Genomic DNA, 12,915 nt, shown 5'->3' on the forward strand with positions numbered 1-12,915 from the left:
ATTTTTGGCAGTGGCAGGTGTCCGATATAACACCAATGAGGGTAATAATAATGACGAAGTGCAATGTTCTTGCAGTGGTAATTCCAGCTCTGTTGGCTGCTGGCGCAGCAAATGCAGCTGAAATTTATAACAAAGACGGTCATAAACTAGACCTGTACGGTAAAGTTGAAGCACGTCACCAATTCGCTAACAACAGCAGCGGAGAAGATGGTGATAACACTTTCGCCCGTCTGGGTTTCAAAGGTGAAACTCAAGTCAATGACCAACTGACCGGTTTTGGTCGTTGGGAATACAACATCAAAGGCAACCGTGCAGAAGCTGTTGACGAAGAAACCAAAACTCGTCTGGCTTTCGCTGGTCTGAAACTTTCCGACTACGGTTCACTGAACTATGGTCGTAACTACGGTGTTGTTTATGATGTCAACTCTTGGACCGATGTGTTGCCAGTATTTGGTGGTGACTCTATGGCTCAGACTGACAACTTCATGACTGGCCGTTCTACCGGTCTGTTAACTTACCGTAATAGCGATTTCTTCGGCCTGGTTGATGGTCTGAGCTTTGCCCTGCAATATCAGGGTGAGAACAGTAACAATACCTCAAATAGTCGTGCCAACCGTAAAGACAACGGTGATGGTTACGGTTTCACTGCGATTTATGACGCAGGTTATGGTATCAGCGTCGGTGGCGCATACTCTAACTCTGCCCGTACTTCTGCACAAAAAACAACCTTTGGCGTTATTGAGGAAAAGGGCAAAAAAGACCAACCTGTTGGCTCTACTGCCTTGGGTGACCGCGCTGAAGCATGGAATATCGGTGCCAAATACGATGCCAACAACATCTACCTGGCTGCCATGTACGGTGAAACCCGTAACATGACCCGTTTCGGTGGAAAAGTTGATGGTGTAAACTGGGAAAATATCGCCAACAAAACCCAGAACATCGAATTAACGGCTCAGTATCAGTTCGAGTTCGGCTTGCGTCCATCTCTGGCATACGTACAATCTAAAGGTAAGAACCTGTACGGTGACATTAAGGGTGACGAGAAAGAATCAGGCAATCACGATCTAGTTAAATATGTTTCTGTTGGTACTTTCTACAGCTTCAACAAAAACATGACTACCTATATTGATTACAAAATCAACCTGCTGGATGACAACGAATTCACCCAAAAAGCGGGTATCAGCACTGACAACGTTGTTGGTATAGGTATGGTTTACCAGTTCTAATGACCATTGATAAATAGGTTTAGCTGAATAAGTTAAGCGTCTTTAAACGAAAGCAGCGCTCAGACGCTGCTTTTTTATTCTATCTTTTCTTGCTGTTAGCTAAACTTTTTCTCACTCCGCAAACTGCTTCACAAGATTTTATTCTTTTTGCCACAAATAGTTGGCAAACTGTTTTTACGGCGTTAACCTGACTACCTTTTTAGGCTTAACCCTGAGCTTTGGAATCACAAACATGTTTGAGAAAATCACAGCAGCGCCTGCCGACCCTATTCTTGGCCTAGCCGATACTTTCCGTTCTGATCCTCGTACAAATAAAATCAACCTTGGCATCGGTGTCTATAAAGATGAAACAGGAAAAACCCCTATTCTCACTAGTGTCAAAAAAGCGGAACAATATCTGCTGGAAAACGAAGCAACAAAGAATTACCTGCCGATTAGTGGCCTAGTTGAATTTGGCAATGTGACGCAAGAATTGCTGTTTGGTAAAGATCACCCTGTGGTAACAGACAAACGCGCCCGTACAGCACAAAGCCCAGGTGGTACAGGTGCTTTACGTATTGCTGCGGATTTTATTGCCAAACAGACTAACGCTAAGCAAGTCTGGATTAGCAATCCAACCTGGCCAAATCATAAAAACGTTTTTTCTGCCGCTGGCCTGGACGTCCGCGAATACAAATACTATGACGCTGAAAAACACGCCCTGAATTTCGAAGACATGCTGGCAAGCCTGTCTGATGTTCAGGCGGGTGATGTTGTTCTGTTCCACGGTTGCTGCCACAACCCGACGGGTATCGATCCAACCCCAGCCCAGTGGGCCAAACTGGCAGAAATGTCTGCGGAAAAAGGCTGGCTGCCCATTTTTGATTTCGCTTACCAAGGATTTGCCAAAGGGCTGAACGAAGACGCGGAAGGCCTGCGTATTTTTGCGAAAAATCATAATGAACTGATTGTCGCCAGTTCTTATTCCAAAAACTTTGGCTTGTACAATGAACGCGTGGGCGCCTGTACTATTGTTGCCGGTGACAGCGATACAGCCGAGAAAGCATTCAGCCAGGCTAAAGCCATTATCCGTGCTAACTATTCCAACCCACCCTCTCATGGTGCATCTATTGTCGCCACTATTTTGTCGAATGAAGAACTAAAAGCCGCCTGGGAACAAGAGCTGACCACCATGCGCGAACGTATCCAGCGTATGCGTCAACTGTTTGTGAACACCTTACAGGAAAAAGGGGCAAAACAGGATTTCAGCTTCATTATCAACCAAAATGGTATGTTTTCATTCAGCGGCCTAACAAAAGAACAAGTTGAGCGCCTGCGTGAAGAATTTGGTATATATGCTGTCAGTTCCGGTCGCATTAACGTTGCGGGCCTGACACTGGAAAATATGGCCCCATTGTGTGAAGCCATTGTTGCGGTACTCTGAATCAACATTCACCTTATTACGAAAAGCCGCTCAATTTCAGCGGCTTTTATCGTCTGATATAGTTGCCAATCGGACAACTATCCCCAGAACCCAAACCGGCTCTTATTCAATTCCACATCACCAACTTGGAACTTCATCCTGTAAAAATGGATTAGTCTGCCGTTCATAACCCAGCGTAGACATTGGCCCGTGCCCTGGAATAAATGTATAATCATCACCAAGCGGCAGAAGTTTATCTTTAATTGAATTAATTAACTGCTGGTGATTACCACGCGGAAAGTCGCTGCGCCCAACTCCCCCTTTAAACAGGACATCCCCCATATAGATCAGTTTATCTGCATGATTCACAAATACGACATGCCCTGGCGTATGGCCCGGACAATGCAATACAGACAAATCGACCCCGCCAACATGTAACTCATCACCTTCATTCAACCAGCGGTCAGGTTCAAATGATGCACACTCCTCAACGCCAAACATCCGGCTCTGAGCCGGCAAGCCTTCGATCCAAAAAGCATCTTCCTGCTGTGGTCCGTAAACTGGCACATTAAAATGTTCAGCGACTTCTGCTGTTGCACCAACATGGTCAAAATGACCATGCGTCAATAAAATCTGGGTCAATTTCAGGCCACGGCCTTCGATCTCAGCGATCAGCCTTGCCGCTTCACCGCCTGGATCAACAATTGCCGCTTCCTTACTCTCTTCATTCCAAATGAGGGTACAATTTTGCATAAAAGCAGTCACAGGAATAATTTGGTATTTCATTATTTCATTTACTCCATAGTCAAAACAAAATAGTTACTTACCAGATTACCACGTCCTGACGGGACCTGTATCAATATGAACGAAATTACTGTGTGGATAGTATCCCACACCGCCCGCCTTCATTTTCAAAGCGGCTTTACAGATATGTTTCAGATCAATACCTTCAATATGGAAATCCATCGCCCGCCCGCGAGTATGGTAACTCTGTTTAGCCACGCCTTTACTTTTCTTGCGCAACTGATTGTTGGTCACCAGTGAACGGTAACCAGAAATAAGTTGTACAGGCTTATTAATGCCCATCATCATTTGCAGCAAATAGATCTGATCAAATAATTGAGGATCGATAGTTTTAACTTTATTTTGCCGGTAATCCCGAAACAGATGATCCAGACGAGCCAGCTCATCTTTGTTGTAACGACGGCCATCGAAGAATTCGGCTTTAATCGTTTCGCCCGTATGTAAGTTGTTAAAACGTAAGATCCGTGGGCGGGGAGTGGTCAGCGTCGCAAAAACGTGCCCCGGTAACAAACTCAAGCCTAACGCAGCAGCCCCCACACCCAGCCACTTGCGGCGATTATGATCGATTATATCCATGAAGAAACATCTACCCAGATTATGAAAAAATAGGCCACCCACCCGGCAACTGGTCACTGTGACAACTAATAGTGAAAATTAGTTGCATTTAATTTTGAAATGCAACAACTTTGACAAAAACTGGGAGCCTTGTCTTGCACTGTTATCATAGTCATAAATATCAGTGCGATACTGAGGCACACCCTGCTCATCTACCCAGGCAGTCAAATAATACAAATAAACCGGAACACGCTGTGGGATATTGACATAAGCTGTATTGCCCTGTTTCAAAGCATGATCTACCTTGCTCTGAGCCCAACCAGCATCTCCCAGTAACATACTTGCCAATTCTGACGCCTTATTAACCCTGACACAACCAGAACTGATCGCCCTGATATCTTTGTTAAACAGACTATGATTCGGCGTATCGTGCAAATAGATGGCATCAGAATTTGGCATATTGAATTTATAGCGGCCTAATGAGTTAGTCGGCCCGGGTGCCTGCCATACCCGATAAGGAAAATTAGCCGGTGTAATCACATTCCAATCAATAGTGTAAGGATCGATCACACTGGCATCAGCACGCCAGTTTGAAAAGATAACGTACCCCCGGCGCTGGAAATATCCGGGATCATTAACCGCCCGTGGCGCAATATCTTTTCTTGCCAGACTGGTTGGCACACTCCAGGGGGGATTAATCACCACATTATTCAGCACATTACTCATAATGGGCGTTTTACGGCTTGGACGACCAACGATCACCTTCGAGTTCAGCACCTCCTGATCATTAAGATAATAATGCAACGAATAATCAGGAATATTGACCATAATTCCGGTGGAAACATGCCCTGGGACAATCCGCAAACGCTGAATATTAAGCGCCATTAACCCAGCTCTGGTCTGAGGTGACGTATTCAGCCAATCTCTGGTGCGTTTACCAACCACGCCATCGGGTGCTAATCCCTGCCATTGCTGGAAATTTTTCACCGCAGCAACCAATTCAGGGTCATAGATATTACCTGATTTAGTTGTCGCATTGTTCAGCATACCGGTCCGGATAAGTATTTCTCTTAAAGCCGTGATATCAGGGCTACTCTGCCCCGGTTTTAATGCGCTTTTATCAGAAACCTGCGACCACGGTTTACTATCAGCTAATAGCTTCATCATCTCCTTATGCATATTTTCATATTGAGGGTGCTGTGGCACCCATGCTGCAACATAAGCGGCCACATTGCGATCTGTGATAGCTTGCTGCCACCGATCGATGATCGCAGATGAAGGTAAAACAATTTTGTATGGCGTTGTGCGATAGAGCCAGTTTTCGCCCTGATGACGGACATCGGAGACAAATTGCAAATAACCCAGCATAGCATCAGATAAAATGAGATCACGCCCCATATCACTCAATTGAGGATCATTGAGTTCAATCAGCCATTGGCCGAACTGCGGTTGAAATCCAGCCAATGCCAGTTCTAAAAGTTGTTGTTCAAAACGCTGAACAGCGGTTTTATCCTGCCATAAAGGTTGCATCTGGTTAGATGAATACAGACTGACCAATCGGTCAAAGAAAACCGGCTTAACTTGCCCAGGTAACCAACCTTGAAGCATGTTACGGATCGCTGCTTGTGAAACCGCAGGAGTTTGAATTTGTACCTGTTTAGGTATCACTGACTCGGATATCTTTTCAGTCTGCATTTTTGAAAAATTCTGAATATCGCTCTCAATCAGCCCACGTTGCTGATTGGCTAAAACATAGCCACCCACCATTAATGTACTGCAAATAACCGAAATACACAGTAGCTTTACCGCTTTTTTTACCATATCAACATACCCGCCTTCAGAACATTTTCATAAATCAATTCCAACTATGGCAAATTCAGAATCTAATCTAAAGAAAACAATAAATGACTTTATAAGTTATTTTTCTACAAAAGAAATATAATCAGCAACCGCAAGAAAACCAAATAAAAAAGTGCCAAAAGACGCCGAAACGTCCCTTGCAAGAGATGCAAACCTTGTTCCTGACTCAACAAACACGATGAACACCAGCATTAAAACTGCGAGTTAACAACGATTTCCTCACCAAACCGACCTGCTTTAGGCAATGGTTGACAAGTAGAATTTGCAGCCCGCAGGATACAGATACCTCGAATATTCAACTCATGGGCGTCAGCAATATAATCCCGACTTTCTTGGGAATACTAAACTAATCCCAACCATTATTCATTTTTTTCCCAGAATTAGGGATCTTATTCTTCAATTTTTAAACCATATGTCTTAAATTTCTCAAGCACAATTGCTATTTCTTCTGGACTCAGGATAGGAACTGGATTTTGGATCGCTAGGGTCTGTAAATATAGATGAGCGAGCACTTCAACTTCATGCGCGAGCCATAGTGCTTTTTGTAGATTAACCTCACAAACAATCATCCCATGATGCTGTAATAGAATGGCTTTTCTGTTTTTAAAACCATTAAATACATAGTCAGAGAGTTGTTTGGTACCAAATGTTGCGTAAGGTACACAGGGAATTGAATCTCCTCCCGCTGCTGCGATCATGTAATGAATGGCTGGGATTGATTTATTTAAAATAGAAACTGCTGTGCAATGAATTGCATGATTATGGACGACTGCATTTGCATCAGGTCTGGCATGATAGACCGCCTGATGAAAGCGCCATTCACTAGAGGGGATCTTATTATCCTCAGGTTGACCAATTTCATCTACATAAACAATATGTATTTCAGTCAATTGTTCATAAGGGATTCCTGTCGGCGTAATTAACATTCCATTGTTATAACGGACACTGACATTACCCGCAGTGCCTTGATTTAATCCCAGTTGGGTCATTTCTAAGCATGTATGAATAATTTCACGAGATAATGTATTTCTTTTCACGATTATTTACCTTGTTTAAATTCGAATTATGCTAGTCAATGAAAAATAAATAAATGGAGTCTGCTCTGTATTTTTGTTGTAGTACCTTATTGTTTTTAAATAAATATTTAAGTTGGTTTTTGTGATTAAGCTCAAATGTTTTTACCACTTTTTGGATTTTATCGACACCTGTATTTATTTTTTTATTCCGTATTTTTCATTTCTAACTCAAACGGTCATTTATTGGTTTTATTGACCGTTTTTTCATAAAAAAGATTATACGGTCATTTTCATGACCGAATTAAATAAAAAAAATACAAACGGGCATGTGTGATAGATTTATTTCAGTGATTAAGTTCACAATTTAGTGGCATGAATAAATAAATGTGATTGAGATCCTTTTCTTATCTTATAGATGACTAAAAATAAGGCTGACTCTGGAAAACTCACAGTATTAGCTGCGATAGAGAGGGTGCTATGGATAACGTATCAATGCAATCAAATATAGAGCGTGATAGTAAAAAAAACAGAGATTATTTAATACCTTTTACGCTTTTGTGTTCTCTCTTTTTTTTGTGGGCTGTGGCAAATAATTTAAATGACATATTGCTGCCTCAATTTCAAAAAGCTTTTTCCTTAACAAATCTCCAAGCAGGATTAATTCAGTCGGCATTTTATTTTGGTTATTTTATTATTCCTATTCCTGCTGGAATATTGATGAACAAATTAAATTATAAAGCAGGGATAATGACTGGATTACTATTTTATGTTGTTGGCGCTGCTCTTTTTTGGCCTGCCGCAGAAACGATGAATTATACACTATTCCTTATAGGGCTTTTTATTATCGCTGCCGGATTAGGTTGCTTAGAAACAGCGGCCAACCCCTTCGTCACAGTATTAGGGCCTGAAAAAACGGGGCACTTTCGCATTAACCTGGCACAAACATTTAACTCATTTGGGGCAATTATCGCCGTTATTTTTGGACAAAGTTTAATTTTATCTAATGTTCCTCATTTACCCCAAGAAACACTCGATAAAATGACTGTTGAGCAGCTTAGTACCTATAACCACAGCCTGGTTTTAACGGTACAATCCCCTTATATGATTATCGTTGCTGCGGTTTTAGTGATTGCATGCTTGATTTTATTTACCCAATTTCCAGTAATGCAAAGTGATGCACACGACAACAACCTCTCATTCTTTAAGTCTTTAAGACGCCTGATTAAAATCAAGCACTGGCGCTGGGCGGTGTTAGCACAATTTTGCTATGTCGGTGCGCAAACAGCTTGCTGGAGTTACCTGATTCGTTATGCCATTGATGAAATTCCGAGTATGACTCCGGGGTATGCCGCTAATTATCTGACAGCAACAATGGTATTTTTCTTTATTGGTCGATCAAGTGGGACTTGGTTAGTTAAGCGATTTGCGCCGGAAAAAGTATTAGCTTGTTATGCCTTGATATCCATGAGCCTTTGCATTATTTCCGCGTTCGTGGGGGGATATGTCGGCTTAATTGCATTGACCCTTTGTAGCATGTTTATGTCTATTCAATACCCAACCATTTTTTCATTAGGAATTAAAGGATTAGGCCAGGATACCAAATATGGTTCTTCACTTATTGTCATGACGATTGTTGGGGGTGGTATCGTAACGCCCATTATGGGATTTGTTAGTGATGCGGTGGATCACGTTCCAACTGCTGAGCTAGTACCTGCTTTCTGTTTTGCTGTGATCTTTATTTTCGCAAAATTCCGTGCGAATGCGTTACCCAATAATCTGTTTAATTAAAAAAGCAAATAACAACTTTATTTGTATGAGGAAATTGCATGAAAAAGAATATGAACTTACCCAAGATTGGTATTCGCCCAGTTATTGATGGCCGTCGTATGGGAGTGCGTGAATCACTCGAAGAGCAAACCATGAATATGGCAAAAACGACAGCTAATTTATTGACTGGACATATTTACCATGCTTGTGGTACCCCTGTTGAATGCATTATTGCAGACACATGTATTGCTGGTCTTGCTGAGTCTGCGGCTTGTGATGAAAAATTCAGTGCATTAAATATTGGGCTGACAATTACCGTCACACCGTGTTGGTGTTATGGCGGTGAAACATTAGATATGGATCCAACGAGACCTAAAGCTATCTGGGGATTTAATGGGACTGAACGTCCAGGAGCAGTCTACCTTGCGGCAGCTTTAGCCGCTCATTCGCAAAAAGGCATCCCCGCTTTTTCTATATATGGACATGAAGTTCAACATGCTGATGACACTCGCATTCCTGATGATGTTAAAGAAAAATTGCTACGATTTGCCCGGGCTGGATTGGCTGTTGCCAATATGAAAGGAAAAACTTACCTCTCTGTTGGCGGTGTATCAATGGGCATAGCAGGTTCAATTGTTGATCATCATTTTTTTGAATCCTGGCTTGGTATGAAAATTCAGTCTGTTGATATGACGGAATTACGCCGTCGTATTGATAAGCAAATATACGATGAAGAGGAACTTGAGCTCGCCTTATCTTGGGCAGATAAATATTTCCAATATGGTGAAGATCCGAATATTAAACCATATCACCGCTCACCAGAAAGTCGTCGCCAAGTTCTTCGCGAAAGTTTACTCATGGCTATTTGCATTCGTGACATGATGCAGGGAAATCCAAAACTGAAAGAGAAAGGGTATGGCGAAGAAGCTCTCGGCTACAACGCTATTGTCGCGGGTTTCCAGGGGCAACGTCATTGGACAGACCAATATCCCAATGGCGATACTGCGGAAACAATTTTGAATAGCTCATTCGATTGGAACGGCATCCGTCAGCCATTTACGGTTGCAACGGAAAATGACAGTCTAAATGGTGTTGCAATGTTATTTGGCCATATGCTAACAGGGACAGCACAGATTTTTGCTGATGTTCGAACTTTCTGGTCTCCAGAATCTGTCGAGCGTGTCACGGGCCAAAAACTCACGGGGCAGGCTGAAAATGGGGTGCTCCATCTCATTAATTCAGGCTCCGCAACGCTGGATGGGACCTGTTGCCAAAAAGATGCTCAAGGCCATCCTACGATGAAACCTCACTGGGAAATTACCGAAGAGGAAGTGGATGCTTGCCTGGCTGCAACACAATGGTGCCCGGCGCTCCATGAATATTTCAGAGGTGGTGGCTTCTCCTGCAAATTCTTAACCAAAGGCGGCGTTCCTTTCACCCTGAGTCGAGTCAATATTATTAAAGGCCTTGGTCCCGTCCTGCAAATTGCGGAGGGCTGGAGTGCGGAATTGCCTAAAGATATCCATGACGTTTTGGATAAACGGACCAATGAAACCTGGCCAACAACTTGGTTTGTTCCACGTTTAACCGGTAAAGGTGTCTTTAAGGATGTGTACTCGGTTATGGCGAATTGGGGAGCTAATCATGGTGTGCTTTCTATTGGTCATGTTGGTGCCGATTTCATTACGTTAGCTTCTATGCTCAGGATCCCAGTTTGTATGCATAATCTGGATGAAAAAGCCATTTATCGTCCTTCTGCATGGAGTGCACACGGCATGGATCTAGAAGGTTCAGATTACCGAGCCTGCCAAAACTATGGTCCTCTCTATAAGAAATAGTGGCTGCCGGCGGTACAAATTGTACCGCCTCTATTCCTGACAGGAGAACATATCATGCAAGATGTCGTTTTAGTTTTGGATTGTGGGGCCACGAATGTGCGGGCTATTGCAGTTGACGCTCAGGGCAATGTGATTGTAAAAGAGTCAACACCGAATACGAGTGATCCCGATAAAGCCAATCCTCACTGGCATATATGGTCACTGGACGCCATTTTAGAACGGTTGACGGGCTGTTGTCGTAGGATTAGCCCCAAATTATCAGGTTATAAGATATGCGCAATAACGGTGACGACTTTTGGTGCTGACGGAACATTGGTCGATGCAAAGGGTGACCTACTTTATCCAATTATTAGTTGGAAATGTTCACGAACAACCTCTATTGTTGAAAGTATTGAGCGTTACTTCTCGGCTGAGAAATTACAAACGATATCCGGTGTTGGGAAATTTAATTTTAATACGCTTTATAAATTAATCTGGTTAAAAGAAAATCACCCTGCTCTTTTCGATAAAGCCCATGTATGGTTGTTTATTTCTTCTTTAATCAATTATCGATTAACAGGAGTAATGTCAACTGACAGAACGATGGCCGGAACCAGTCAGTTACTCAATATTCATAATGAACAGTTTAGTGAAGCAATATTAGATGCTATTTCTATTTCAGAGAATTTATTTCCTGAACTCGTTTCTGCTGGCGAACAAATTGGTACATTAGTCCCGGAGGTAGCTAAAAAATTGAACTTGCCTTCAGGAATTCCAGTTATTTCTTCTGGACATGATACGCAATTTGCTTTATTTGGCTCCGGCGCAGGTTTGAATCAACCGGTTTTATCTTCCGGTACCTGGGAAATTCTGATGGTACGCACCCCTCATGTGAATACCCATATTTTACCTCATTATGCGGGTTCTACATGTGAATTGGACGCAAGAAAAGGGATCTTTAACCCGGGATTACAATGGCTGGCTTCTGGCGTACTTGAATGGATCCGACAGCTTTTCTGGCAAGATATTCCCCCTTCGGAGGCCTATCGCCAAATGATTCATGAAGCTTTATCTGTTCCTCCTGGTGCTAATAATTTAAGAATGAATTGTCGTTTGTTAACCTCCGAGGCAGGATGGTGTGGAATAACGTTAAATACTGAACGACGCCATTTCTATCGTGCTGCATTAGAAGCGTTGGGGTATCAATTAAAACAAAACTTATCTCTGTTAGGAAAAATAAGTGGATTTCATGCTAAAGAATTGGTGTTAGTGGGAGGAGGTAGCCGAAATCATCTCTGGAATCAAATAAAAGCAGACATTTTAAACCTGCCAATAAAAGTCCTTAATGAAGCAGAGACGACGGTATTAGGCGCTTCTTTCTTTACCTGGTTTGGTGTAGGTCGCTATGAGTCGTCTGAAAAAGCGCGTGAGCAGTTTTCTTATCACTATGAACTTTATACACCAGGTGAACACCAAGAAGCTTATAATTCATTAGCTCAGAATTTTATACAGGAATAGATAATCTTCTACTGAAAATGATTTTCCTATTTATTTCTTCTCTCCATCCCTTTTAAACATGCTAACTAACTAAAGTAGGAAATGGTAACGCTTTTGCTATCATCGTCACAGAGAAAACGACGAAATGTGGAAAGATATTGCTAAAGAAGGCATGATTTTTTAATTCTGACATTGGGCGAAATAATCCCATTCTGTCACAATATAAAAGGGATCCCTTTATGAGAAATGAACGTCATCAAAAAATCATGGATCTTCTTCATCACCATGAATCATTAACAACCACTGAACTTTCCTTAGTTTTACAAGTCAGTAAAGAAACAATACGCCGAGATCTACGATTTCTTCAGGAGCGTGGTCGTCTTCTCCGTTTACATGGAAGAACAAAAAGCTTAAACAAGGAAACACAGGATAATGGTGACTCTTTTAACATTCGGGTTAAAAGCCATTTTTCAGGTAAATCGCTTATCGCTCAACGAGCTGTAACTTGGATAAGCGAAGGAATGGTAATCGCACTTGATGCAAGTTCAACATGTTGGTATCTGGCAAAGCAACTTCCTGATATTAATATCACTATTTTTACCAATAGCATTCGTATTTGCCATCAATTATCAAAGAAAAAAAATATTCAGTTAATCAGTTCAGGGGGAACTCTTCATCGTAAATATGCTTGTTATATTAGTTCATCACTTATTACACAATTAAAAAATTTAGAGATTGATCTATTTATTTTTTCCTGTGACGGTATTGATGCAGATGGTGATTTATGGGATTCGAATATTGATAATGCACAATACAAAGATACTCTTATAAAGCGGGCATTACAATCAATTTTGCTAATTGATAAGAGTAAAGTTAACCGGAAAAGTGAAATTAAAATAGGAAATCGTAGTAATATCACGGATATAATATCGAATTATTAAGTGTAGTTTTTAATATCGATGAGTATATTT

The 12,915-nt window shown here is 41.8% G+C and carries 10 protein-coding genes and 1 pseudogene; 6 read left to right on the forward strand and 5 right to left on the reverse strand.

Annotation, left to right across the window (positions count from 1 at the left end; genetic code table 11):
• Positions 1-50: 50 nt before the first annotated feature.
• Entirely contained in the window at positions 51-1,226 is a 1,176-nt protein-coding gene (gene ompC, locus ACGF7G_RS14220) for a porin OmpC (protein ID WP_387466307.1), read from the forward strand.
• Positions 1,227-1,458: 232 nt separating this feature from the next.
• Complete coding sequence (locus tag ACGF7G_RS14225; RefSeq protein ID WP_387466309.1) at positions 1,459-2,649, forward strand: amino acid aminotransferase; 1,191 nt, start codon at positions 1,459-1,461, stop codon at positions 2,647-2,649.
• Between the two features lie 117 nt (positions 2,650-2,766).
• On the opposite strand, the gene ACGF7G_RS14230 is transcribed toward ACGF7G_RS14225, so the two are convergent.
• The 5 genes and pseudogenes from ACGF7G_RS14230 to fucA all read right to left on the reverse strand — a co-directional run bounded on the left by ACGF7G_RS14230 (position 2,767) and on the right by fucA (position 6,884).
• On the reverse strand, positions 2,767-3,414 hold the full coding sequence (locus ACGF7G_RS14230) for an MBL fold metallo-hydrolase (protein ID WP_387466311.1): 648 nt from the start codon (positions 3,412-3,414) through the stop codon (positions 2,767-2,769).
• A gap of 45 nt (positions 3,415-3,459) precedes the next feature.
• Positions 3,460-4,008 (reverse strand): DUF882 domain-containing protein, encoded by a 549-nt coding sequence (locus ACGF7G_RS14235; RefSeq protein ID WP_387466313.1) that lies wholly within the window; start codon positions 4,006-4,008, stop codon positions 3,460-3,462.
• 78 nt (positions 4,009-4,086) lie between these two features.
• Positions 4,087-5,808 (reverse strand): L,D-transpeptidase, encoded by a 1,722-nt coding sequence (gene ldtD / locus ACGF7G_RS14240; RefSeq protein WP_387466315.1) that lies wholly within the window; start codon positions 5,806-5,808, stop codon positions 4,087-4,089.
• 230 nt (positions 5,809-6,038) lie between these two features.
• Positions 6,039-6,164 (reverse strand): annotated as a pseudogene (gene aphA, locus ACGF7G_RS14245) (acid phosphatase AphA); the annotation flags it as partial.
• Between the two features lie 72 nt (positions 6,165-6,236).
• Positions 6,237-6,884, reverse strand: coding sequence for an L-fuculose-phosphate aldolase (gene fucA, locus ACGF7G_RS14250; protein ID WP_387466317.1), 648 nt, complete (start codon positions 6,882-6,884; stop codon positions 6,237-6,239).
• Between the two features lie 456 nt (positions 6,885-7,340).
• Between fucA and fucP the strand changes: the two genes are divergently transcribed.
• From fucP to fucR, 4 genes are all read left to right on the forward strand, one after another.
• A complete protein-coding gene (gene fucP / locus ACGF7G_RS14255; RefSeq protein ID WP_387466319.1) occupies positions 7,341-8,651 on the forward strand; it encodes an L-fucose:H+ symporter permease in 1,311 nt (436 codons plus the stop codon).
• A 38-nt stretch (positions 8,652-8,689) separates the two neighbouring features.
• On the forward strand, positions 8,690-10,468 hold the full coding sequence (fucI, locus tag ACGF7G_RS14260; RefSeq protein WP_387466321.1) for an L-fucose isomerase: 1,779 nt from the start codon (positions 8,690-8,692) through the stop codon (positions 10,466-10,468).
• A gap of 51 nt (positions 10,469-10,519) precedes the next feature.
• On the forward strand, positions 10,520-11,965 hold the full coding sequence (gene fucK, locus ACGF7G_RS14265; protein ID WP_387466324.1) for an L-fuculokinase: 1,446 nt from the start codon (positions 10,520-10,522) through the stop codon (positions 11,963-11,965).
• Between the two features lie 218 nt (positions 11,966-12,183).
• Positions 12,184-12,885 carry an L-fucose operon activator gene (fucR, locus tag ACGF7G_RS14270; protein ID WP_387466322.1) on the forward strand — a complete coding sequence of 234 codons (702 nt, stop codon included), beginning with the start codon at positions 12,184-12,186 and terminating at the stop codon, positions 12,883-12,885.
• Positions 12,886-12,915 lie beyond the last annotated feature (30 nt).

Source organism: Photorhabdus sp. RM323S, from assembly GCF_042879375.1.
GTDB classification, from domain to species: Bacteria; Pseudomonadota; Gammaproteobacteria; order Enterobacterales; family Enterobacteriaceae; genus Photorhabdus; species Photorhabdus tasmaniensis.

What these genes read in the sequence shown, in the direction of transcription:
- ompC (WP_387466307.1), top strand. Translation starts at nt 51, where the DNA reads ATGACGAAGTGCAATGTTCTTGCAGTGGTAATTCCAGCTCTGTTGGCT.
- ACGF7G_RS14225 (WP_387466309.1), top strand. Translation starts at nt 1,459, where the DNA reads ATGTTTGAGAAAATCACAGCAGCGCCTGCCGACCCTATTCTTGGCCTA.
- ACGF7G_RS14230 (WP_387466311.1), bottom strand. Translation starts at nt 3,414, where the DNA reads ATGAAATACCAAATTATTCCTGTGACTGCTTTTATGCAAAATTGTACC.
- ACGF7G_RS14235 (WP_387466313.1), bottom strand. Translation starts at nt 4,008, where the DNA reads ATGGATATAATCGATCATAATCGCCGCAAGTGGCTGGGTGTGGGGGCT.
- ldtD (WP_387466315.1), bottom strand. Translation starts at nt 5,808, where the DNA reads ATGGTAAAAAAAGCGGTAAAGCTACTGTGTATTTCGGTTATTTGCAGT.
- fucP (WP_387466319.1), top strand. Translation starts at nt 7,341, where the DNA reads ATGGATAACGTATCAATGCAATCAAATATAGAGCGTGATAGTAAAAAA.
- fucI (WP_387466321.1), top strand. Translation starts at nt 8,690, where the DNA reads ATGAAAAAGAATATGAACTTACCCAAGATTGGTATTCGCCCAGTTATT.
- fucR (WP_387466322.1), top strand. Translation starts at nt 12,184, where the DNA reads ATGAGAAATGAACGTCATCAAAAAATCATGGATCTTCTTCATCACCAT.